The following is a 22,408-nucleotide window of genomic DNA, read 5'->3' as shown; positions in this document are numbered from 1 at the left end:
ATCACACTCCGTCTCTGGAGAGGAAGTCTTGGATCAGCTTTTTCAGATGCTTTCTTTCACCTGAGAGGACGAGTGTATCGTTTGTTTCAAGGAGCGAATCAGCGCCCGGGTTTAAAAACTTTTTCTGGTCATGCTTAATGATGGCGATGACCGTCACGTCATAGTTTTGGCGCACATCCAGTTCGCCGAGCGTACGCCCTGCCGCTTTTGCCCCTTTTTCAACTTTAAACCATTCGATAATCAGATCGCTGAACGCCATTTCAATCGATTCAAGCGCCTGCGGTTTGTACACCATCCCGCCGATAATCGCGGCAATCTGTCTTGCTTCCGCATCATCAAGTGAAATGCTTGCCAGAAGCTCATCAGGGTCGCGGTCATCAAATCTGTAAATTTCCCGCCTGCCGTCATCATGAATGATGATCGTCATTTTTTCATGATTTCTCGTTTCGATTTCGAATTTTTTCCCGATGCCGGGCAGATCGTTTTCTTTAATATTCATAAAAAATCCCTCCGGAATATACTGTTTTTACACCGTAAATACAGATTGGCAATGAGAAATGGTCTGATGCCGGAGGTAATTTGACTGGTATTGTATCGGAATGGCGCATGTCCTTTCCATTGTGGAATCAATGAATTGATCAAGAGGTTTGACAGATAACAGGGAGATCATCCGGGATAACGCACCGTATCCTTTTGACAGGCCTTGCGGAGCGGTTTTGGTTTGAACCGGCGTCTTTGCCGATTCCGTTTCCTGCGGGTAAACCGAAATTTGTACATGGCTGTCTGTTTCTGTCACCAATTGGGAAGGAAGAGCGACATCCGAAGGGGGGAACAGCACCATAAAAAAGCTCAGTAACAAGCTGAGTATCACATATTTCATTATCGGTGTTTTTCCCCCCTTTTGTTTTGTATATCAATTTCACTATATAAAAATGTATGTTCAGTTTCAAATGATATGCATTTTTCGGTATCCGTTGACCTTGAAAAATAAAGGAGTTTTGCTTCGGGGAAAGGAATATATCATTTGAACAAAATATGTAAGCGGATTCAAGGGGGATGTAAACATGCAGTATATTCGTTATGAAGAAAAGGGAAAGATCGCAGAGATTGTGTTGAACCGGCCTGACAGTTACAACGCGCTGAATGAACAAATGCTCCGGGAATTGGAAAATGCATGCGTGATGGCAGCCGACAGCGAAGCGCTTATCGTGCTTTTACGGGGGGAAGGCCGGGGATTTTCCGCGGGCGGTGATATTCAGATGATGACGTCGGATCATGATTCAGGAGAATATGAACGGCTCATGAAAATGATCGAATCCATTACGCTGACCCTCTATGATATGAAAAAAATTGTGATTGCCGCCATCCACGGAGCCGCGGCGGGGCTCGGGCTGAGTTTCGCGCTGTGCGCCGATGTGGTGCTCGCCGAAGAAAACGCCCGCCTCGCGATGAATTTCATCGGCATCGGATTGGTTCCCGACGGAGGAGGCCATTATTTATTAATGAGACGCGTCGGTGAGATCGAAGCGAAAAAACTGATTTGGAGCGGTGAAAAATTGCCTGCTGAAAAAGCGGTGCGGCTCAAGCTGGCCGACGGGCTGTTCAGCGGCGGTCCTGCGGAGGGGGCACAACCGTATATCGACCGATTGCTGCATGCGCCGCTGTCAGCGATGATTGAAACGAAGGCTATTTATCAGAGCCTCCATATCAGCCGGTTAAAAGACGTTTTGTCTCTTGAACGAAAGGCCCAGGAAAATATGAGAAAAACGGATGATCATAAAGAGGGCATCCGCGCCTTTTTAGAAAAACGGACGCCGCAATTTAACCGGTAAAATACAGAAGCCGGAAAGCTTCTGTTATCTGTGGAATAAAATCAGCTTTCCGGCTTCATTTACCAAGCGATGAGTACTGTTCTCAAGCTTTTTTTCCTTTAACAAAGCCTCTCCGGCGGCCTTCGCCTCCGCCTCATTATCTGCTTCGATCCGTTCATTCAGCAGCGTTTCTCCCGACGCATGGAATGCGGTCAATACATATTGTCCCATCATGTCACCCCCTTTATAGAATGATATTCTAATAAAGAATTTAAAATCCTCCATTAATTTTTACCCATTATTAGTATATAATGGGTCAAGGGAGGAGTTGGATTCGTGCTTACAATTGAAAACGTAACGAAAACATTCGGCAGCTTTACCGCTGTTGACAATTTGAATCTGCAAATACCTGAAAGGGAAATGTTCGGGCTGCTCGGCGCAAACGGCGCGGGAAAAACGACGACCTTTCGGATGATTTTAGGTCTTTTAAGCCTGACTGACGGGCATATCACCTGGAAAGGGCAGCCGGTCAATTATTCCATCAGTGAAAAAATCGGCTATCTCCCGGAAGAGCGGGGGCTGTACCCGAAAGTGAAGGTGAGTGACCAGCTTGTCTATCTGGCGAGATTAAAAGGAATGGGCAAAAAAGAGGCGGAAAAAGAGCTCATGACATGGCTCGAGCGGTTCGGCATTACAGATTACAAGAATAAGAAAGTCGAAGAGCTGTCGAAAGGAAACCAGCAGAAAATCCAGTTCATTTCGGCCGTCCTGCATAAGCCTGAACTGCTGATTCTCGATGAACCTTTCAGCGGTCTTGATCCGGTGAATGTCGAGCTGCTGAAAGAAGCGGTTATTTCTTTGAAAAACAGCGGCGTTTCTATCGTTTTTTCAAGCCACCGAATGGAGCATGTGGAAGAGCTTTGCGAGAATTTGTGCATTCTCCAGAAGGGAAAACCCGTCGTTCAAGGCAATCTGAAAGACATTAAGCGGTCTTTCGGCAAAAAAAATGTCACCGTTCATTCAGATGATGACCTCAGCTTTTTAAAAACGCATGAAGGCGTCGTGAAATGGAAGGAAACAAATGACGGGATCAGACTGCAGGTCGCGAATGAACCGGTTTCTCAGGATATTTTCCGGGCGCTGCAAGGGAAAGGTTTTATACGGAAGTTCGAATTGGAAGAGCCGTCACTGCATGATATTTTTATAGAAAAGGTGGGGGCCATTTATGAATAAATTTTGGATTATGCTGTTTCATACATATAAAAACAAAATCACGACAAAGTCATTCATTATTTCGACCGCCATTACCGTTTTATTAGTATTAGCGGTGACCAACCTGCAATCGATTATATCCGTGTTTCAATCGGATGACGGCAAGCAGCAAATCGCGGTGATTGATGAAACGGGCGGGCTGTACCCGGCGTTTGCAAAACAGCTTAAAGCGGCGGATACAGACAATGATCTGCAGGCAATGGAGACGAAGGAGTCCGAAAAAGATGCCGTAAAGCGTGTCAAAGACGGTGAATGGGACGGACTGTTTATCATCAGACAAGATCAAAAAGGAACGATAACAGGTGCCTACAAAGCGCTGACCATTTCTGATGAATCAGCGTATAAACTGCTCAAGCAGGCTTTAACCCAGACAAAAACCGCTGTTGAAACCGCCAAGCTCGGCATTTCGGCAGAAAAAGTCAGCAGCCTCTACACTCCGCCGGAAGTCAGCAAAGACGCGCTGGAAAAAGGGGCGAAGTCTGAGGAAGAGCTCGGTCAGGTAATGGGGCTTGTATACATCATGCTGTTTGTCATCTACTTCTCAGTTATCATGTACGCAAGCATGATTGCGATGGAAGTGGCGACAGAAAAATCGTCCCGCGTCATGGAAATTTTAATTTCAAGCATGCCGCCGATTCAGCAGATGTTTGCCAAACTGTTCGGTATCGCGCTCGTGGGGATCACACAGTTTGCGGTGCTGATTGCAGCGGGTTATCTCTCACTGAAGCTGAACCCTCAAAATGATGCGTCGTCGCCGATCAGTGCATTTCTCAATTTTACGGATGTTCCCGTCTCGACGATAGTCTATGCCGTCATTTTCTATTTGCTCGGCTATTTTCTTTACGCGACGCTTGCCGCGTTTCTAGGCAGTGTTGTCAGCCGGATAGAGGACGTACAGCAGACGATTCAGCCGATGGTTTTTTTAGTCGTGGCAGGTTTTATGATCGCCATGTTCGGCATCGGCAATCCTGACGCCGGTTTTATTACCGTTACATCTTACATTCCGTTTTTCACGCCGATGATTATGTTTTTACGCGTCGGGATGCTCGATATCCCGTTTTGGCAGGCTGCGGCCGGAATCGCCCTGACACTGCTCACTATCGTGATCTTTGCGGCGGTCGGCGCGAAAATTTACAAAGGCGGCGTTTTGATTTACGGAAACGCCAGCGGATTCAAAGCGATCAAACAAGCGCTGCGCATCTCCAAGAAATAAGTGAAACAGCCCGGAACAGCCGGGCTGTTTTTTTATTTTGCAGAACGTGCATTCGTATAAAAACGGTGCTAAAATAAGGGTAATTCAATTTGCAGAAAGGGGAGGGCGAGATGGCTGATCTGACGTTTATTCATGCCGCTGACCTGCATCTGGACAGCCCGTTTTACGGCATTTCGAATCTGCCTGAACCGGTATATGCGCGTATTAAAGAAAGCACATTTCACAGCGTCCGCCGACTGACGGACGGGGCACTCCGGGAGCAGGCAGATTTCGTGCTGCTTTCGGGGGATCTGTTTGACGAAGCCAACAGAAGTTTAAAAGCCCAGCTGTTTTTGAGAAAACAGTTTGCGAGATTACAGGAAGCGGATATCCAAGTGTTCGTCATATTCGGCAACCATGATCATTTGGGCGGTAAGTGGACGCCGATTGAATGGCCGGAAAATGTACATATCTTCACCTCGGATACACCGGAGGAAAAATCTTTCTTTAAAAACGGGGAGCTTGCGGCAAGCATATACGGATGCAGCTATCAGGAAAGAAGCGTAACGGTCAATCAGGCGGCCCGTTACCGGAAAATGACCGGCGCGCCTTATCATATCGGCATGCTCCACGGCATGTTATCAGGAGCGGAAGGGCATGACCCGTACTGCCCGTTTACGAAAGAAGACCTTGAAAAAAGCGGCATGGATTACTGGGCGCTCGGACACATTCATAAACGGCAGGTTCTGTCCGCCCAGCATCCCGCCGCTATTTACCCGGGGAATATTCAAGCCCGGCATTTAAAAGAAACCGGACCTAAGGGATATTTTCTCGTCCGGGCGGCAAACGGTGAGATGTCTTGGGAATTCAAAGAAGCGCATGATGTGTTATGGGAGGAGATTGATCTTGATATCTCCGGAGCTGAACATATGACTTCACTTCTGAAAACCGCATCGGATACATTCTCCGGCTTGCGCGCGGCGGGCCGCCCGGCATGTGTCAGGCTGGTGCTTCGCGGCGCAGCGCCCCGCTTTTGGACGGAGGCGCCCGCAGGCATCGCGGAGGAGCTTCTTTCCGCTTTACAGGAGGAAGAGGCCGAAGAGGAATGTTTCGTCTGGCCGCTTGCGCTTGAGGATCGGACGGACGAAACAGACAGCGTGCCGCCCGATCCGTTTTTTAAAGGGCTGCTTCAGGACATAGAACAATGCGCGGACATGAGCGGTGTATTTGAAGCCCTGGAGCGTCATCCCGTATACCGGCGTCAGATGGCTTCATTTACAGATGAAGAGATACTGGATATTAAGCGGCAGGCTCAAGCCGTTTTAAGACGCCAAATGAAGGAGCTTCAGCGATGAAAATAACGGCGATGCATATTTACCAATATGGAAAATTTTCTGACCGAAGTTTTCAGCTGTCAGATTCTCCCGTGCAAGTGATCTACGGATTAAATGAAGCGGGGAAAACGACATTGATGTCCTTCATCAAAAGCGTGCTGTTCGGTTTTCCGAAATCAAAAAAATACGAACCGAAAAACGGCGGGGTTTACGGCGGCACTGTGGAATTGAAGCATGGCGATCACGGTGCTGTCAAAATCGAACGGACAAAAGGCGCTGCCGAAAAAGTCAGAGTGTATACGGCTTCAGGTGAAATCAAGGACGGAGAATGGCTCAAACAGCTTCTCTCCGATACAGACCGGGCGCTGTACGAAGCGATCTATTCGTTTGATGTATTCGGACTGCAGGAGATTCAAGCTTTTAACCGGGACAAAATCGGCGAGTTTCTCCTGTATTCGAGCTTATTCGGGTCGGAAGCGGCAGCAAAGCTTGACGGGCGACTGGCAAAAGAACTTGACAGGATGTATAAGCCGAACGGGCGGAACCCCCGCTTAAATCAGGAGTTGGATACATTAAAGCGGCTCAGCGCCCAGCTGAAACAGGCGGAAGCTGCGGAAGCGGGCTATCACAGCCTTCTGGAAGAGAAAAAAAGCGCCGGCGGCCGTTTGCAGGATGCCGAAGCACGATTGAAAGACATAACTGAAGAAATCAAAACAGTAAAATCGGCGATAGAAGCAAAGCCGCTTGCAGACAAAAAAACAGCCTTGGAAAGCGAACTTTCTTCTTATCCGGAAGCATTGAAGCAATTCCCGAAGGACGGAATGCATCAGCTTGAAAAATACGAATCGCATCTCCATCCGAAAGCGGCCCGTCTTGAGGGACTTCGGGCAAAAGCGGCTGAACTCAGGCGGCAGGCTGATCTGCTCGCTCCAAATGAGGACTTGCTGCAAAAAGAGCGGCAGCTGCAGGAGCTTTCCGGCGAGCAGCATATGTATGAATCGCGCGGCGAACAGCTTGCTGCCATCCAATCACAGATCCGGCAGACATCTGCCCGCGTTTCGTCAGGATTGCAGCAGCTCGGAAGACATGAGGAAGACGGCATTCTTTCACTGAACACCGATTATGAATATGAATGGCGGCTGCAGGAAGCCGTGCAGAGCGCCGGACAGGCAAGAGAAAGAAAGACACAGCTTGATGCGATTTTCGAACAAGCGCGGCTGGAGCTGGAAGAAGCCGAACGAAAACATGCCGTGACGGCGGAAAACATTTTGGACCCCGCTGTCAGGAAAGAAAAAGAAGCCGCTTTACAATCATATAAGCAAACGGCTGATACAGAAGGGAACGAATGGCAGGCACATGTTCAGCATCTGGAAAAACAGCGCGCCAAACAAAAAAAGCTCTTTCTCGGTGCGGGCATTCTGTTCATTGCGATTTTCGCTATGTTAAAGGAATGGCTGCCCGCCGCCCTTTTTACCGGTGCTCTGCTGCTGTATATGCTGTCAGGCATGCAAAAACCGCTGCCGTCAGAAAGAGGAGGACCCGGACACAAGAAAAAGAAGCCCACGATCTCCAAAGAAGCGGCTGATCTTCTGCAGGAAGAGCTTTGGCGTGACGGCCGGCACCGGCAGCAGCTGATTGCGGATCAAGCCGTGCTTGAACAGAAAGAAGCGGCATATGAAAGAGTCATCCGCCAATATGAAGAATGGGAGGCCGAAATGGCGCCGTCTGAAAAACAGGCGGAACTTTTTATGAATGAACTGGGGTTTTCAGGAAGTCCTTCCCATCTTCTTGACGCATATCATGTGATGAAAGATGTCAAAAAAGAAATCCTTAACAAGCATGAGCTGACCATTGAAGCGGGCAGGCTGCAAAAGCTGCAAAGAGCATTTGAGGACCGGGTCAAAAAGCTGAGTCCTTCAGACGGAAGGGAGCTGTCCGTAAAAGAAAGACTGCACGTTTTGCTGGCGCAGGCGGAACGGGCCCGTGAGGAAGCAAAACGAAAACAGGCGCTCGAAACGGATCTGCTGCATGCACAAGAGCAAATGCGTGAATTAAACGAAGAAGTTCATTATTACGAACAGCAGGTCAAACAGCTTTTCATGGCGGCAGGCGCAAAAAACCGCGAACACTTTTGTGAACTCGCCAGGCTGAATGAAAGCCGCCGGGAAACAGAGCGGCAGCTGCGCGAAATCAAAACGCACTTGTCCGGCATAGGCGGAAAACAGCTGGAGACGTACATGAGCCGCACAGTGTCCGAACTTGAACATACAGTCGTTCAGAAGGAAACAGAGAAAAGAACGCTTGAGGAAAAAAGCGCCCAGCTCCGTGAGCAAACCGCTTTATTAACGGTGAAACAAGAGCAGCTGGAGTCCTCGGGGCTTGTATCCGATTTAAAACAGCAGACAGAAATGCAGAAGGAGCGCGTGAAAAAAACCGCAAAAGAGTGGGCTGCATTACAGACGGTCAGACACATTATAAGGGAAAAAATGGAGCGGCATAAAAAAGTGACGCTTCCCCGTCTGTTAGAAACCGCCGGTGCCTTATACGGACCGCTTACGGACGGACGCTATCACAAATTGTATTTCTCCGAGGCTGATGATTCCATTATGGTCATGCGGAAAGACGGAACGGTGTTTTCTGCAGGCGAACTCTCACAGGCGGCATGCGAGCAGCTTTATGCGGCGATTCGTTTTGCCCTTGCGTCAGAGAGGGAATCTGCGGTATCACTGCCGTTTTTACTTGATGACAGTTTTGTCCATTTTGACAGGCAGCGGCTGCAGCGGCTGTTTGATGTGCTGAATCAGCTTTCAGAAGGCGGGCGGCAGATACTTTATTTCACCTGCCATGAGCATGTCAGCCGGTCTTTTCACAGCGGACAAGTCATGCGGCTCCTGTCATAAAAGAGTTTATTTTCAAAAAAGAGGTATGTGCTATACTGGTATTATGTAAGATATGGAGGGAGCTTTTAATAGAATGGCAAAAGGTATTATGCTGCACGAGGTCGGCGAGCAGGTCGATCAATACTTTCTGATTAAATCTTCGACTAAGGGAATCGCAAGCAACGGAAAACCATTCCTGACGTTAATGCTGCAGGACCAATCGGGAGATATCGAAGCGAAGCTGTGGGATGCCAAGCCGACTGATGAAGTAACGTACGCGGCGCAGACGATCGTGAAGGTGATCGGAGATGTCCATCACTATCGCGGACGAAACCAGCTTAAGCTCAGAAACATCCGGCCGGCCGGCGAAAATGAAAATGTCAGCATTGATGATTTTCTGGAAACGGCGCCGATTCCGAAAAATGAAATGATGGAAACCGTCACTCAATACATTTTTGAAATGAAAAACCCAAACATCCAGCGGATCACGAGACATCTGGTCAAAAAATATGCGGCTGAGTTTATGGATTACCCGGCTGCGGCTAAAAACCACCATGAGTTCGTCTCCGGGCTCGCGTATCATGTAGTGTCCATGCTGAACCTGGCAAAAGCGATTGCCGATCTGTATCCGTCTCTTGACCGGGATTTACTGTATGCCGGAGTCATTCTGCATGATCTCGGCAAAGTAAAAGAGCTTTCGGGCCCCGTCTCCACAACGTACACCGTGGAAGGGAATCTGCTCGGGCACATTTCGATCATGGTGACAGAGCTTTCAAAAGCAGCCGAAGAGCTTCAGATTGACGCTGAAGAAGTGCTGATTCTGAAGCATTTGATTTTAAGCCATCACGGAAAAGCGGAATGGGGAAGCCCGAAACCGCCGATGGTGAAAGAAGCGGAAATTCTGCACTACATTGATAATCTGGATGCAAAAATGATCATGATGGACAGAGCGCTGGAACGGGTGAAGCCGGGCGAATACACAGAGCGTGTATTTGCGCTTGAAAACCGTTCTTTCTACAAACCGACTTTCCATCAATAAGATAAAAAGGCCGATTCTCTATGATCGGTCTTTTTTACGTTCAGCTCTCATAACTTGTCTTTATCAAGCATAGCTTAGAATAAAGACTCTGGGTGAAAAAGGGAGGAAACCGACGTGCTATTTTTTCCTTGGTGGGTATACCTTTGCATTATCGGAATTATTTTCAGCGCTTATAAGCTTTTCACAACAGCTAAAGAAGAGGAAAAGCTTGATCAGTCGTTTATTGAAAAAGAAGGAAGGGTGTATATTGAACGGATGGAACAGGAACGCGAGCGCCGTATGGCGGCGCCCGCAAGTGAAAACGGGGATGCGGAAGAAAACTCCAATCATTCGATCGCATAAAAAAACTGTGCGGCTCGCCGAGAGCCCGCACAGTTTTTTTTATTTAGATTGAGAAGATGATGATGTTGAAGTGTTAAACGTGTCTTTTAAGTCTTTGTCTTCAACTTTTACGTCAGCTTTTTTCATGACTTTTTGAATCGCCGCCTGTACAGCTGAGTTGTCGTTTAATTTCTGCTTAAGAACTTCTTCTTTCAGTTCTTTTTTCATGTCATCATATTTGCCGCGTTCTTCTGTCTTTTTGATGATATGATAACCGAATTTTGTTTTGACCGGATCGCTGACTTGTCCGACTTTCAGGCCGAATGCAGCTTTGCTGAATGTTTCATCCATTGACTTTTTATCGAACCAGCCAAGGTCGCCGCCGTTGTCTTTTGAGCTGTCAGTTGAATATTCTTTCGCAAGCGTTTCAAACTTCTCGCCTTTTTTCAGCTTTTTCTCCACTTCGTCAGCTGTCTTTTTGTCAGCGACAAGGATGTGGCTCGCGCGGATCTTACCTTTTAAGCCGTCGTAATATTCTTTCGTATCGGAGTCAGTCACTTTGATGTTGTCTTTCGCCGCTTTTTGTGCAAGCAGTTCATACTTCACCTGATCTTTCAGGTAATCTTCGCCGTACTGCTGTTTAAGGGCGCTGTACTGATCGCCGAGCTGCGTTTTGTACTCTTTCAGCTTGGTATCGATTTCTTTATCCGATACTTTGTATTTTTTTGCTAATACTTTTTCTTGTACGAGCTGTGTCAGCACACTTGCGCCCGCGGTTTTTTTCATGTTCGTGTAGAGCTCGCCTTTTGTTACATTTCCGGCATCCGTCTTGGCAATCACGTCGTTGTCGCCGCTGCTGCAAGCGCTGAGAGCCAGGACGCTCGTTGCCGTAATAGCTGCTATCGCGATTTTCTTCATTCCATTAAACACTCCTAATCATCCAAATTAAATTGCATATGCGTATCATAACATATTGTGGCTTTCTGTAAAAAGATTTTAAATAAAGGGCATTCGTCTAGTCAAACTTTTTCCTGATACATACAAATATATTGATCATGAAAAGGAGGTAATGAACCATGGGCGGAGGATATTCAAACGGTTTCGCACTGCTCGTAGTACTGTTCATATTGCTTATCATCGTAGGTGCAGCTTACATTTGTTAAGCGAAACGGATCGCTTTTTCTAAAAGCGGTCCGTTTTCTTACCCGGGCGCCTAATCGTTTCAGAAGTAAATTGCATATGATGTAATTGGAAAAATAAAACGTTTTGTAGGAGGTGCTTTTGGAGATGGGTGAAGTATTTGCAGGCGGTTTTGCATTATTGGTTGTTCTGTTCATCTTATTGATCATCATCGGCGCTTCTTGGCTTTATTAAGAAAAAAATATGGCTGTCGGGGGTCAGACCTCCGTCAGCCATATTTTTTGCCTGTTTACACAGTAAAGGAGATCTCGACGAATGAAGAGATCAGTAAAATTAAAATAGATACATTAATAAAACGGAATACCTTATCCTGCCGGTCTTCAGGAATCTCTCTGACAAGGCATAATGTATTTGTGAGCCTGTTTATGAAATAAAGAATAAACAGGGCAGCCACGATAAAATAGAATAAAATGATGGGAGATTCCCCCTCTCTCTGAACTGCTCCCATATTACATTACCAAATATTTATTAAAAAAGATAGAATGTAACCTGAAAAATCAGCGGGACATCAAGACTCCGGCACTTTTTTTACTAAAATATCAAAACCGTCGGATTCCTGGTCAATCAGACATGATTTGGGCGCTTTGACCAGATGGAGCGCAAACAGAAGATCAGGCAGGCAATACCCCGCATGAATACTCGAAATCATATAAAAGTAATGAGCGTGTCTCGGAAATGCCAGTCCGGCATAAAACAATAACGGCGTAATGAATAAAAACGGGCTGATCGTTGAAATCAGCATCGTTGTTTTTGGTATGCCTTTCCATGTCGGCATCCGCAAGAAGTACATTTTCATTTCCTTTTTTCTTTTTTTACAGATCATCGGCAGGACATGTATGACTTTATGTACAAATAAAGTAACAACGAGCAGAACACAAAAAGCAAACACGTGCCCGTCACTTAAACTGATATTCGGACGCAGCAGCCCGAATGCCAAGAAGTTGCATATAAAAAACAGGATCATAAAACCTACAGCAGTCAATAATAAACGAACCGCACCATAATCTTTGATCAGATTAATGGTTTTCCAGCAATTCATCAGAGTCATCCTTCCGTACAAAGATGGAATACAATCTCAAAATAATTTACTCTCTTCAGGAGAAAAAATCAATCCTTTTTTAAAGAAAAAAATAAACCTGGAAAGAGAAGAACAGAAGAGCTCGGTGAAACATGGAAATGTACGGTTTAACCTTTCTTCTCCGTTCATTATCAGCTAAAATAAGATTAAAGATAGAAAGAAGTGAAACGGATGGATTCAATGGATCAGCGTATCGGGCGTTTAGAATATTACATACAATTGCTGGTGAAAACGGTGGATATGGATAAGTACCCTTTTTATGCGATGATGATTGAAAAAGGGCTGACCGAAGAAGAAGGAGAAGAGGTCGGGCGGATCTGCCGCGAATTGGAGGACGAGCTGGAGTCGCAAAAAGCGCAAGGCTTTGTGACGTTTGACAAGCTCCTTGCGCTTTTTGCGGGACAGCTGAACGAAAAATTAGATGTTCATGAAACGATTTTTGCTCTGTATGAGCAGGGGCTTTATACAGCGCTGATGGAAGAATTTATTGAGATTATGAAGCACTTTGATTAACTGTTGATCGGTTCCAGCTCTTCAGCCGTTTCATGGACAGCCGATTCGTCCGTTTTTTTCTTCAGCCTTCCGTCTTCACTATCAAAATCATTGTTTATGTTTGTCAATGATTTCTCGAATATCTCCATAAAATCTTCTCCGTAAATGTGGCGGATGACACAGGTTAATTCTTCAACCTCAGGAAACTTCCCGAATAAGTGGTAGATCGGCTGTGAGCCTTTAAACACAGCGTTTCTCGACGGATCAAACTCCTCAAGCAGGCTTTCGAATACATTTTCCCCTTCTTCTGTTAACTGAATGTACGTGTTCCGTTTATCATTCAGCCGCTTGGAAAATTTCAGATATCCCCGTTCTTCAAGCTTTTTTGAAAAGTTAAATGCAGTTGATACGTGCATAACGCCGAATTTGGCGATTTCTGAAATAGAAGCTCCTTTAAGCTGATAGGCAATCCATAATATATGATGCTCATTAATATTAAGGTCGTACGGCTTCAGCCAATTCTGCCAGTCTTTCTCGATAGATTTCCAGAGCGCTTTGGACAGCTGCGCCATTTTTTGGGTATAGATTAAAGCTTCTTTTAGATCGTAAGGCGGTTCAACACGATTCAATACAGATCACCTGCTTCACATTTTCTTTTCCTCTATTATGCCAATAAAATAAAGATTAATAAAGATGAAAATTTAAGAATTTTATAATAAATTCTTAATCCGTTGCTGGGAAAGGCTTTAAACCGCAAAAAAAAGTGCGGAACGCAATATGTCCGCACTTTTTTTGGTTGTATAGGATATTAGTTTTGTAAGGTTTTCTCCAGCTGTCTGATTTTCTCTTCGATATCAGCGATTTCCTTTTGGAGATCCTGCTGGTGCGGCTTGATTTCCTCCTGCCACCTTTTAATGCTGGTCTGAAGCTCTCCGCCTACGTCTTTAATGACTTCTGCGCTTTCTTTCGCCGTTTGGACAAGCTGATCCTTAAGCGCCATTCCGTCTTTTTTTAACCGTTTGATTGTGTCCTCAATTGAATTGCAATTCGCTTTGATTTTGCCCCGCAGCTCTTTTCCGGATGAAGGAGCCGAGAGTAACACCGCTGCGCCTCCGATCAATCCGCCTACGAAAAGGCCTGTTAAAAGGGAACGTCCGTCAGCCATTTGAAATCACCCCGTTTTTTTTCTCATAACTTTTATCATTTTTGTTCAGAAGAATAAACTTCTATACATAGCTTGCTTTATTTTAGCATATTTTTTAAGGGAAAAGGAGGGAGAAGGTTGTCTGTCTTTATGATTGTTTTATCTTGTATGGCTCTTGTCTTTGCGGCGGGCGCCGTTTATTACCTGAAACTGCTCGGCCAGGCCGCTTCTTATCCGCCGAAGCGGGTCGTCCGCCAGAAGGCCATTGTCTGCTCAGCAGGAACCGCCCTCGCATTGTTCCTTATCTTTTTCACAAAACTTCTCGTATAAAACATGCTGAAACACATTAAAAAACCTCTTCCGGCCGGAAGAGGTTTCGGTATGCGGTTATTACACCGTTTCAATCATATTGGACCGTTTTAAGATCGTCTGCACAATCGGATGCATAATGATAATGGCGATCGTATTCAGCGCAGCCGCCGGAAGGACGACCGCGAGCACCAATGCGGTGAATCCGCCCGGCAGGCCGACAATCAGAAGGGCCAGCGCCAAAAAGAGCAAACCGGAGATGAAGGTGCCGGCTATCGTAATGACGGCGGCGGCCGCTGTTTTCACGCTCTTCTTCACCAAAAGCGCCAGCGCGAGAAACAGAAACGCCGTTACCGGTTTTTCAATGATATTCGGAAGCTGTCCGCCCGGAAAAGATGTCGTGAGTGCGGAAATGATTCCCGTAACAATCCCGATCATCAGCACGTTCTGCACACGGGGGAATAACAGAATACCCATAAACATCATCACAAGCATCATATCGGGTTTCATTCCGAATAATACCGGCGGCATAATGGAATGAAGCACCGCTCCGATTGCCGCAAACAGGGCCATAATGACTAATTCTTTTGTTTTCATACTAAGCTCTCCTCTGCTAAGCTTTTTCGCCATCCAATAATATGCTCGTCATTTATTGCGATGGCCGGAAAAATTGATATGCAAACAGTATATCAAAGGAACCGTTATGTTAGAAGAAATTTATTCGTTTTCCTGCTGGAACTTTCTCATAAACTGAGCCAGTTTTTCACAATCAGCCAGGCTGACGGCGTTGTAGATAGACGCCCTGCAGCCTCCGACTGAGCGGTGGCCGCCGAGTCCGGTCATTTTAGCCGCTTTCGCTTCTTCAACGAATTTTTTCGTAAGACTGCTGTCGCGGAGGGTGAACGTGACGTTCATGTGAGAACGGCTGTCTTTTGCGGCATGCCCCGCGTAAAACCCGCCGCTTGCGTCGATTGTGCCGTACAGGACATCGGCCTTTTCCTGATTGCGCCGTTCAGCCGCTTCGACACCGCCGTTTTCAGCCAGCCATTCAAGGACGAGGCTCAGCATATAAATCGCAAATGTAGGCGGCGTATTATACAGTGAATCGGCTTTTGTGTGAGTGGAGTATTTCAAAATTTTAGGGACGTTGGCGTTTTCGTTTTCAAGCCATGATTTTTTCATGATGACGACCGTGACGCCGGACGGCCCGAGGTTTTTTTGGGCTCCGCCATAGATGACATCAAACGTTTTGACATCAATTTTTCTGCTCAGGATGTCGCTTGACATGTCGGCTACGAGCGGGATCGGTGAATTCGGGAACTCTTTCCACTGCGTTCCGAAAATCGTGTTGTTTGACGTAATATGCAAGTAGGCGCCGTCTTTGATTCCTGAGAGGTCCGCTTCCGGTATGTGGTTGTGGTTTGAATCTGCGCTTGTTGCCGTGACGGATGTGTTTCCGAACAGTTTCGCCTCGGCGAGTGCTTTTTCAGACCATGCGCCCGTTACGATGAAGTGCGCCGTTTTTTCCGGCGTTAAAAAGTTCATCGGCAGCATGGAGAATTGAAGGCTTGCGCCGCCTTGAAGAAATAAAATATCATAATCGTCGGGAATATCCATCAGTTCTTTCAGAAGGTTTTTGGCTTTTTGGTGCACCGCGTCATATTCTTTGCTCCGGTGGGACAGCTCCATGACGGACATGCCGGTATCATTGAAGTTGACAAATTCTTTTTGTGCTTTTTGCAGCACATCCAGTGGAAGGGCTGCGGGTCCTGCATTGAAATTCGTTGTACGTTCCATGTTTACGATCTCTCCCTGTTTTCCGCTTTAGTGTAAGAAATAATACAATTATCCTATCACAATTTTTTGATTTTTTTGATATAAAAATATATAATTTATGTTTTTTGTGTTTCCGGACGCAAAAAAACCTCATCTTTAAGATGAGGCAAGCCGTTTTCTGACGGTTGAAGCGATCTCCTGAAGATCGTCAGGCGTATAGTCATCGGCGTGGGTCTTCCAGACAGCCCCGAAACCGTCGCCTTTTCCGTAACGCGGAATGATATGCATGTGAAAATGGAACACCGATTGGCCCGCTTTTTCACCGTTGTTATTGAGAATATTCAGCCCGATCGGCTCGAATTCATCGCGGATGGCGCGTGCGATTTTCGGCACCGCTTCAAAATATTCTTTAGAAAGCTCAGGCGTAAACTCGTACACGTTTTCGATATGTGTTTTCGGAATCACGAGCGTATGGCCTTTTGTGACCTGGCTGATATCAAGAAACGCCACGACGTGTTCATTTTCGTATACTTTTGAAGACGGAATGTCACCGGCAATGATTTTGCAGAAAATACAATCGTCCGCTTTGTGCATAGATGGGTTTCCTCCCTGAAAAGAAATATATGTATATTCTCATCGTACCACAAAAACGGCCAAAACAAAAAACAGGATGAACGGCTGCGCGTTCACCCTGATGCAGAAGTACGAGCTTTATCACAGAAAATTGAATATGCCTTTTGTAAGCACCTCATTTGTTTTTAAAATGAAGACTTATGGGTCTGCTTAATCATTCCTGGGACAAACACCTCATTTGATTATTTCATCATGAATGAAGAACATCATCAAAGCAGTGTGTGAAGAAATTGTAAGCACAGGACATGTTGATTTTCATCCAACTGTTCTAAGACGTCTTTTATAAACACCTCATTTTCAGTTGATTAAAGCTGTTTCCTTCTACATACATTATGATGTCCGCCAAAACGATAACTATGCACACTTTTCACGTGAGAAAAAAAGGGAATCGTTTCAAATCAGACTTTATTTTTGGTACTATGAAGAAAAACGAATCAGAAGGGGAGAAATTATGTCTCTGCTATCGGTAAAAGACTTAACCGGCGGTTATACGAGAAACCCGGTCTTAAAAAATGTTTCATTCACCCTTGAGCCGAACCAGATTGTCGGACTCATCGGATTAAACGGCGCGGGCAAAAGCACGACGATCCGGCATATTATCGGATTAATGGACCCGCATAAAGGCTCGATTGAGCTGAACGGCAAGACGTTTTCGGAGGATAAGGAAAGCTACCGCTCGCAATTTACGTACATCCCAGAAACGCCGGTGCTGTATGAAGAACTGACGCTCAAGGAGCATTTGGAGCTGACGGCCATGGCGTACGGCCTTTCCAAAGAAACGCTTGAAAAAAGGCTTCCTCCGCTTCTGAAAGAATTCAGAATGGAAAAAAGGCTGAAATGGTTTCCCGCTCACTTTTCCAAAGGGATGAAGCAGAAGGTCATGATCATGTGCGCGTTTCTCGCGGAGCCTTCGCTTTATATCATTGACGAGCCGTTTCTCGGCCTTGACCCGCTTGCGATCAATGCATTGCTGGAGCGGATGGACGCCGCAAAAAAAGCCGGATCAAGCGTGCTGATGTCAACGCATATCCTGGCTACGGCAGAGCGCTACTGTGACGCTTTCATTATTTTACATAACGGCGAAGTGCGGGCAAGCGGCACACTGGAAGAACTGAGAGAGCAGTTCGGCATGGAAGACGCAGCTCTTGATGACTTGTATATTGAACTGACGAAGGAAGACGCCGGCCATGAATAATATGTCTACGATTTGGCAGTCCCGGCTTGAAGAGCATATAAAGGAAACCAGAATGTATATGAAATATATGCTCAATGATCATCTCGTCATTGTGCTGATCTTTTTTATTGCCGGCGCGGCAAGCTGGTACAGCAAGTGGGTCAAAGACATTCCCGTTCATTTTCCGTCATTTTGGGTGATGGCGGTGCTCTTTTCATTTGTGCTGACCGGTTCATACGTCCGGACGCTGTTAAAGGAAGCGGACCTCGTGTTTCTGCTGCCGCTTGAACCGAAAATGGGGACATACTTTAAGAATTCATTTAAGTACAGCTATCTGTCACAGCTGTTTCCGCTTATTGCCCTGTCGGTTGTATGCATGCCCCTGTTTTTCGCTGTAAGTCCGGGGGCGTCGCTTGCGTCGTATGCCGCCGTATTTATTCAGATGCTGGCGGTAAAAGCGTGGAATCAGGCCATGGAGTGGCGGATGACGTTTATGAATGACAGAAGCATGAAAATGATGGATGCGGTCATACGCTTTATCTGCAATATGCTGCTTTTATACTTCGTCTTACAGTCGTTTTATGTGTACGCTGCCGCCGTCTACATTGTGATGGCCGGCCTTTATGTGTATTTTACATCGGCCGCAAAACATAAATCATTAAAATGGGAAGCCCATATTGAATATGAATTAAGAAGGAAGCAGCGGTTTTACAGAATCGCCAATCTGTTTACCGATGTGCCTCACCTGAAAAAACAGGCAAAACGCCGGGCGTATCTCGACTTTTTGCTCAGAATGATTCCGTTTGAACAGCGGAAAACGTTCTCCTATATGTATGCGCGGGCCTTTCTGCGTTCAAATGATTATCTTGGCATTCAGGTCAGGCTCACGATTATTTTTATCCTGATTATTATGCTCGTTTCCGCAAATCCGTGGATAACGGCGGCGTTAACCGTATTTACCGTCTTTATTACGGGAATACAGCTTCTGCCGCTGTTCGGGCATTTTCATCATCTTTCTCTGCAGGAGCTTTACCCGGTCAATCAGAAAGCGAAGCTGCAAAGTTTCTTTTCGCTGATGAAATCGGCGTTAACCGTGCAGGCGCTGCTGTTCTGTGCAGCGTCAGCCTATGCCGCGGGAGTCAGCGGGGCGCTGTATGCGGCTGTTGCTTCAGCCGTTCTGATTTTTGTGATCATGCCTTCGTATATGGGCGGAAGATTGAAAAAGTACGGCAAGCTGTAATCTATCGGGTTTTTGAAACCTCAATGAAAGAAGGAGACACAGATGACCGACGATCAGCAGCTGATACAGGAAGCACTGCAATGGAAAGCGCGTTTTTTGCGCAAAGATTCTATGCTTGAACGTTTTTCTAAAGGAATGCAGGCGAAAATAAATGAGCGGATTCCCGATAAAATTCATGCCGTTATCACAGAAAGCATAAAAAAAATGACCGAAGCAACAATGGCGGGTTCAAATCTGGTGAAAAGCAAGCGGGATACACACGGTATGACGCTTGCTGAAAAAGATGCCCTCGCCAGACAAACCATCGCATCGTACCAAAAGGTCGCGGCAGCCGAAGGTATCGGTACGGGGGCCGGCGGAATTTTTTTAGGGATGGCTGATTTTCCTTTGCTGCTATCCATTAAAATGAAATGTCTGTTCGATCTTGCCTCCATTTACGGCTATGATGTCAAAGACAGGGATGAGCGATTGTTTTTGCTGTTTATTTTTCAGCTGGCTTTCTCAAGCGGTGAACAGCGGAAACGCATATACTCAATGATTGAACAATGGGATTCGAAAAAGCATGATGTCGATTGGAGAGTTTTTCAGCAGGAATACCGCGATTATCTGGACGTGGTGAAGTTGTTTCAGCTTTTGCCGGTCGTCGGAGCCGCCGTGGGCGGAGCGGCCAATTATAAACTGCTGTCACAGCTCGGTGAGACGGCAAGACACGTTTTTCATTTAAGAATCACAGCAGCCGGTACGTAATGTACCGGCTGTTTTTTTTTATGTCAGCGGGGGTAGCTCACCGCGGCACCGATAAGCACCTTGGCGGCCGTCAGCATCGCTTTTTCATTAAAATCAAATTTCGGATGATGATGAGGATAAATGGTTTCCGCGTTTTCTAAAGCGGCCCCCGTAAAGAAAAATGCGCCTTTTGTATGCTGCAGATAATAAGAAAAATCTTCTCCGGCCATCTGCGGCTCTCCTTCAATGACCTTCGAGACGCCCTCTGTTTCCGCTGCGGCTGCCGCCGCGTGCGCTGCTTCCTCAGGATGATTAACGACGGCGGGATAACCGCGCTTGAAACGATATTCATAGGAAGCGGAGTGCATGGAACAGATTCCTTTTACGACGGCTTCTATTTCTGCTTCGAGCAGGCTGCGCACACTTTCGTCAAACGAGCGGACGGTGCCTGATATAACTGCCTGATCGGCAATCGCATTAAACGGATTTTCAGCGATGAACGAGCCGGCTGAGATGACGGCCGGCTGCACCGGATTTACCCGCCGGCTGACGATATGCTGAAGAGCCGTGACGATTTGTGAGCCGATTAAAACGGCGTCCTTCGTATCGTGAGGAATCGCGCCGTGGCCGCCTTTGCCGATGACTTTAATCGTAAAGCCGTCAGCGGCGGCCATCACTGCGCCCGGGCGGCATAAGACCGTTCCGACGGGTTCAGTCGCCCATAGGTGTGTGCCGAAAATGGCATTGACATGTTCGAGGCAGCCATCCTCAATCATTGCTTTTGCTCCGCCGGGAGATAATTCCTCGGCGTGCTGGTGGATCATCACAAATGACCCTTTCAGTTTTTCCCGGTTGCGGTACAGCACTTTTCCGACCGCAAGCAGAGCCGCCGTATGGCCGTCGTGCCCGCAGGCGTGCATGACGCCGGGAATTTGTGAAGCATAGGGCACATCTTTTTCATCCTGTATCGGCAAAGCGTCAAAATCAGCTCTGAGTGCCACGACCGGTCCCGGTTCACTCCCTTCAATATAGGCTGTGACACCGTTGCCCCCGACATTCGTCCGGATGGGAACGCCGAGCTTTTCATAAAATGAGGCGATGGACGCCGGTGTTTTTTTCTCCTTAAAGGATGGCTCGGGATTCATGTGAAGGTGACGCCTGATTTCAACCATTTCCTCATACAGCCCGTCAAGCTGAGCGTTTAAGCTTTTTTGAAGTGTCGTTAACGTCAAAAGCGATGCCCCCTCGTCTGCTTTTCCCATGATTGTATAGAAAATGTCAGAAGATTTCAATCCTTTTGCTACGGAAGAATGATGATGGCGGCGATCGTTGTGACGACTAGCCCGGCCGCAACCGGGATAAAGTTTTTCCTGGCAAGCTCAAACGGATCAACTTTACAAATAGCCGCAGCGGGAATCAGTGCCCAAGGGACCAATGTTCCGCCCCCGACCCAGATCGCTGAAATCTGTCCCAGCGCTGTTAAAACGGCCGGGTCCGTATGAAGCGCGGCGGAAAACAGCTTTGCCATCGAGCCTGCAAGAGATATACCGGAAAACCCTGACCCGTCGAGCCCGGTAATCGCACCGACTGCGGTCAGGGCGATGCCGGCGAATTCTCCGGACATCGGAAAAGAATGGGACAGGGCCAATCCGAGGTCATTGACGATCCCCGCAGATCCTTTCGGCAGCGGGGTGTTCAAAATACTTTTAAACCCCGCGTCACCGAGATAAAAGAAGGCCGCGATCGGAATGACGGGGCCGAATACTTTAAAGCCGAATTGAAAACCGCCGATAAAATACTCGGTGATCTTTTCTAAATGCCGCTCTTTATATACAATGAAATGAATGATCAGGAGAATGCCGATCGCGGTTCCTCCGACGAGTGCCGTCGCATCGTTTCCTTGCAGACGGTATACGATCATGCAGATAATATCGGCGAGAAAAACAAGCGGAATGAAAACCGCCAGGATCACCCTGAGTTTTTTCGGCAGATACATACTTGTGTCCAAAGAACCGGAGCTGTCCAAGGAGAGGGGGGCCTTCGTTTTTTTTCGATCCCGCATGATGAGGAAGAAAGCGGTGATTGTCGTCGTTAACCCCATGATCAAAACGAGCGGAATACTTGCCTGCATGACATCGCTCACGGGAATGCCCGCGGCATCGGCCGTTAATTTCGGAGCCGCCTGAATGACGTAATCCCCCGATAAAGCGAATCCGTGGCCGAACAGGTTCATCGCCATAGCCGCGGCGATCGGAGAAAGGCCCGCCCGGATCGCTGCGGGAAGCAGCACAGCGCCGATCAGCGCCACCCCTGGTGACGGCCAGAAAAAAAGAGAGATGGCAAACATCAGACAGCCGATAACCCAATACGCGACAGCCGGCCCTTTCATCAGCTTTGCAAACGGAGAAATCATCGCTTCATTAATACCGGTTTCGGTCAAAAGGCCGCTCATCGCCACGATAAAACAAATGATAAAAATCGTCGGCAGTAATTCTCCGGCGGCATACGTGAAGCTGTGAAACAGGCTGCTGACCGAAGCGGAGAATGAATGCGTCGTCCATAGCGCAATCACAAAAATGCCGGCAAGTGAAATAAAGGTTGTATCTTTTCTGAGAAGCATAAAAACGATAATGGCCGCGATAAAAGCAACATAAAGCAGATGTACCGAGTAGACGCCGATCCCCAATTGAACCACTCCGTTTATAAATAGGATTGCTACAGGTTATTCATAGGCGGGCGGAAGGTGCAAAGAAGGATGCGAAAAATCGGGACATCAAAAAAGCCGGAG

At 47.0% G+C, this 22,408-nt stretch carries 27 protein-coding genes; 14 read left to right on the top strand and 13 right to left on the bottom strand.

The features are described from left to right. Position 1 precedes the first annotated feature (1 nt). Positions 2-499, bottom strand: a complete 498-nt coding sequence (locus OTK50_RS04390) for a cation:proton antiporter regulatory subunit (RefSeq protein WP_032874321.1) — start codon at positions 497-499, stop codon at positions 2-4. Between the two features lie 27 nt (positions 500-526). Continuing rightward, complete coding sequence (locus OTK50_RS04385) at positions 527-880, bottom strand: hypothetical protein (protein ID WP_007610381.1); 354 nt, start codon at positions 878-880, stop codon at positions 527-529. Between the two features lie 184 nt (positions 881-1,064). On the opposite strand from OTK50_RS04385, the gene OTK50_RS04380 reads away from it, so the two are divergent. After that, positions 1,065-1,832 (top strand): enoyl-CoA hydratase, encoded by a 768-nt coding sequence (locus OTK50_RS04380; protein ID WP_007409232.1) that lies wholly within the window; start codon positions 1,065-1,067, stop codon positions 1,830-1,832. Between the two features lie 24 nt (positions 1,833-1,856). Here the strand turns inward: OTK50_RS04380 and OTK50_RS04375 are convergent, their stop codons facing one another. Further along, positions 1,857-2,042, bottom strand: a complete 186-nt coding sequence (locus tag OTK50_RS04375; protein ID WP_015239502.1) for a YhzD family protein — start codon at positions 2,040-2,042, stop codon at positions 1,857-1,859. A 105-nt stretch (positions 2,043-2,147) separates the two neighbouring features. Here OTK50_RS04375 and OTK50_RS04370 point away from each other — a divergent pair, with 105 nt between their 5' ends. From OTK50_RS04370 to OTK50_RS04345, 6 genes are all read left to right on the top strand, one after another. Next, the gene (locus OTK50_RS04370; protein WP_221664307.1) at positions 2,148-3,044 is read left to right on the top strand and encodes an ABC transporter ATP-binding protein; all 897 of its coding nucleotides are present in this window, start codon (positions 2,148-2,150) and stop codon (positions 3,042-3,044) included. Next, positions 3,037-4,296, top strand: coding sequence for an ABC transporter permease (locus OTK50_RS04365; RefSeq protein ID WP_032871100.1), 1,260 nt, complete (start codon positions 3,037-3,039; stop codon positions 4,294-4,296). Before OTK50_RS04370 ends, OTK50_RS04365 begins: the two co-directional genes overlap by 8 nt. 110 nt (positions 4,297-4,406) lie before the next feature. After that, positions 4,407-5,630 (top strand): metallophosphoesterase family protein, encoded by a 1,224-nt coding sequence (locus OTK50_RS04360; RefSeq protein ID WP_088462338.1) that lies wholly within the window; start codon positions 4,407-4,409, stop codon positions 5,628-5,630. After that, positions 5,627-8,509, top strand: coding sequence for an ATP-binding protein (locus OTK50_RS04355; protein ID WP_221664309.1), 2,883 nt, complete (start codon positions 5,627-5,629; stop codon positions 8,507-8,509). Before OTK50_RS04360 ends, OTK50_RS04355 begins: the two co-directional genes overlap by 4 nt. A gap of 73 nt (positions 8,510-8,582) precedes the next feature. Beyond that, on the top strand, positions 8,583-9,527 hold the full coding sequence (yhaM, locus tag OTK50_RS04350) for a 3'-5' exoribonuclease YhaM (RefSeq protein WP_003155251.1): 945 nt from the start codon (positions 8,583-8,585) through the stop codon (positions 9,525-9,527). 114 nt (positions 9,528-9,641) lie between these two features. After that, on the top strand, positions 9,642-9,869 hold the full coding sequence (locus tag OTK50_RS04345) for a sporulation YhaL family protein (RefSeq protein ID WP_012117207.1): 228 nt from the start codon (positions 9,642-9,644) through the stop codon (positions 9,867-9,869). Between the two features lie 39 nt (positions 9,870-9,908). Here the strand turns inward: OTK50_RS04345 and OTK50_RS04340 are convergent, their stop codons facing one another. Further along, on the bottom strand, positions 9,909-10,766 hold the full coding sequence (locus tag OTK50_RS04340) for a peptidylprolyl isomerase (protein ID WP_007610390.1): 858 nt from the start codon (positions 10,764-10,766) through the stop codon (positions 9,909-9,911). A 158-nt stretch (positions 10,767-10,924) separates the two neighbouring features. Between OTK50_RS04340 and yhzE1 the strand changes: the two genes are divergently transcribed. Beyond that, complete coding sequence (gene yhzE1, locus OTK50_RS04335) at positions 10,925-11,011, top strand: sporulation protein YhzE1 (RefSeq protein ID WP_017417375.1); 87 nt, start codon at positions 10,925-10,927, stop codon at positions 11,009-11,011. A gap of 124 nt (positions 11,012-11,135) precedes the next feature. Next, positions 11,136-11,222: a sporulation protein YhzE2 gene (gene yhzE2, locus OTK50_RS04330; protein WP_003155248.1), complete on the top strand. Its 87-nt coding sequence runs from the start codon at positions 11,136-11,138 to the stop codon at positions 11,220-11,222. A 55-nt stretch (positions 11,223-11,277) separates the two neighbouring features. Here the strand turns inward: yhzE2 and OTK50_RS04325 are convergent, their stop codons facing one another. After that, positions 11,278-11,496 (bottom strand): hypothetical protein, encoded by a 219-nt coding sequence (locus OTK50_RS04325; protein ID WP_003155245.1) that lies wholly within the window; start codon positions 11,494-11,496, stop codon positions 11,278-11,280. Between the two features lie 60 nt (positions 11,497-11,556). Beyond that, a complete protein-coding gene (locus OTK50_RS04320) occupies positions 11,557-12,087 on the bottom strand; it encodes a DUF3267 domain-containing protein (RefSeq protein WP_007409225.1) in 531 nt (176 codons plus the stop codon). A 210-nt stretch (positions 12,088-12,297) separates the two neighbouring features. Between OTK50_RS04320 and OTK50_RS04315 the strand changes: the two genes are divergently transcribed. Further along, the gene (locus tag OTK50_RS04315; RefSeq protein ID WP_003155243.1) at positions 12,298-12,639 is read left to right on the top strand and encodes a YhaI family protein; all 342 of its coding nucleotides are present in this window, start codon (positions 12,298-12,300) and stop codon (positions 12,637-12,639) included. Here OTK50_RS04315 and OTK50_RS04310 read toward each other — a convergent pair. Continuing rightward, on the bottom strand, positions 12,636-13,247 hold the full coding sequence (locus tag OTK50_RS04310) for an HTH-type transcriptional regulator Hpr (protein WP_003155240.1): 612 nt from the start codon (positions 13,245-13,247) through the stop codon (positions 12,636-12,638). The genes OTK50_RS04315 and OTK50_RS04310 overlap by 4 nt on opposite strands. 179 nt (positions 13,248-13,426) lie before the next feature. Further along, a complete protein-coding gene (locus OTK50_RS04305; RefSeq protein ID WP_007409224.1) occupies positions 13,427-13,783 on the bottom strand; it encodes a YtxH domain-containing protein in 357 nt (118 codons plus the stop codon). 117 nt (positions 13,784-13,900) lie between these two features. Here OTK50_RS04305 and OTK50_RS04300 point away from each other — a divergent pair, with 117 nt between their 5' ends. Further along, the gene (locus tag OTK50_RS04300; RefSeq protein ID WP_007409223.1) at positions 13,901-14,092 is read left to right on the top strand and encodes a hypothetical protein; all 192 of its coding nucleotides are present in this window, start codon (positions 13,901-13,903) and stop codon (positions 14,090-14,092) included. A 60-nt stretch (positions 14,093-14,152) separates the two neighbouring features. Here the strand turns inward: OTK50_RS04300 and OTK50_RS04295 are convergent, their stop codons facing one another. The 3 genes from OTK50_RS04295 to OTK50_RS04285 all read right to left on the bottom strand — a co-directional run bounded on the left by OTK50_RS04295 (position 14,153) and on the right by OTK50_RS04285 (position 16,441). Continuing rightward, a complete protein-coding gene (locus tag OTK50_RS04295) occupies positions 14,153-14,668 on the bottom strand; it encodes a tryptophan transporter (protein WP_029325969.1) in 516 nt (171 codons plus the stop codon). Between the two features lie 120 nt (positions 14,669-14,788). Beyond that, the gene (gene serC, locus OTK50_RS04290) at positions 14,789-15,868 is read right to left on the bottom strand and encodes a 3-phosphoserine/phosphohydroxythreonine transaminase (protein ID WP_224224153.1); all 1,080 of its coding nucleotides are present in this window, start codon (positions 15,866-15,868) and stop codon (positions 14,789-14,791) included. Between the two features lie 135 nt (positions 15,869-16,003). Continuing rightward, positions 16,004-16,441, bottom strand: coding sequence for an HIT family protein (locus tag OTK50_RS04285; protein ID WP_045207064.1), 438 nt, complete (start codon positions 16,439-16,441; stop codon positions 16,004-16,006). Positions 16,442-16,931: 490 nt separating this feature from the next. Here OTK50_RS04285 and OTK50_RS04280 point away from each other — a divergent pair, with 490 nt between their 5' ends. Genes OTK50_RS04280 through OTK50_RS04270 form a run of 3 tightly spaced genes read left to right on the top strand, consistent with a single transcriptional unit; the run spans position 16,932 to position 19,641 of the window. Continuing rightward, positions 16,932-17,675, top strand: coding sequence for an ABC transporter ATP-binding protein (locus OTK50_RS04280; protein WP_025284506.1), 744 nt, complete (start codon positions 16,932-16,934; stop codon positions 17,673-17,675). Beyond that, on the top strand, positions 17,668-18,894 hold the full coding sequence (locus tag OTK50_RS04275) for an ABC transporter permease (protein ID WP_045207065.1): 1,227 nt from the start codon (positions 17,668-17,670) through the stop codon (positions 18,892-18,894). Before OTK50_RS04280 ends, OTK50_RS04275 begins: the two co-directional genes overlap by 8 nt. 42 nt (positions 18,895-18,936) lie before the next feature. After that, on the top strand, positions 18,937-19,641 hold the full coding sequence (locus tag OTK50_RS04270) for an EcsC family protein (protein ID WP_007610404.1): 705 nt from the start codon (positions 18,937-18,939) through the stop codon (positions 19,639-19,641). A gap of 23 nt (positions 19,642-19,664) precedes the next feature. Here the strand turns inward: OTK50_RS04270 and OTK50_RS04265 are convergent, their stop codons facing one another. Continuing rightward, positions 19,665-20,852 carry a M20 family metallopeptidase gene (locus OTK50_RS04265; RefSeq protein WP_224224154.1) on the bottom strand — a complete coding sequence of 396 codons (1,188 nt, stop codon included), beginning with the start codon at positions 20,850-20,852 and terminating at the stop codon, positions 19,665-19,667. Positions 20,853-20,920: 68 nt separating this feature from the next. Further along, entirely contained in the window at positions 20,921-22,306 is a 1,386-nt protein-coding gene (locus OTK50_RS04260) for a membrane protein (protein ID WP_044802756.1), read from the bottom strand. Positions 22,307-22,408: the final 102 nt, after the last annotated feature.

It is taken from the genome of Bacillus sp. NEAU-CP5, assembly GCF_026420705.1.
Taxonomy (GTDB): domain Bacteria; phylum Bacillota; class Bacilli; order Bacillales; family Bacillaceae; genus Bacillus; species Bacillus velezensis.
This window is presented reverse-complemented; position numbering and strand designations above follow the sequence as displayed.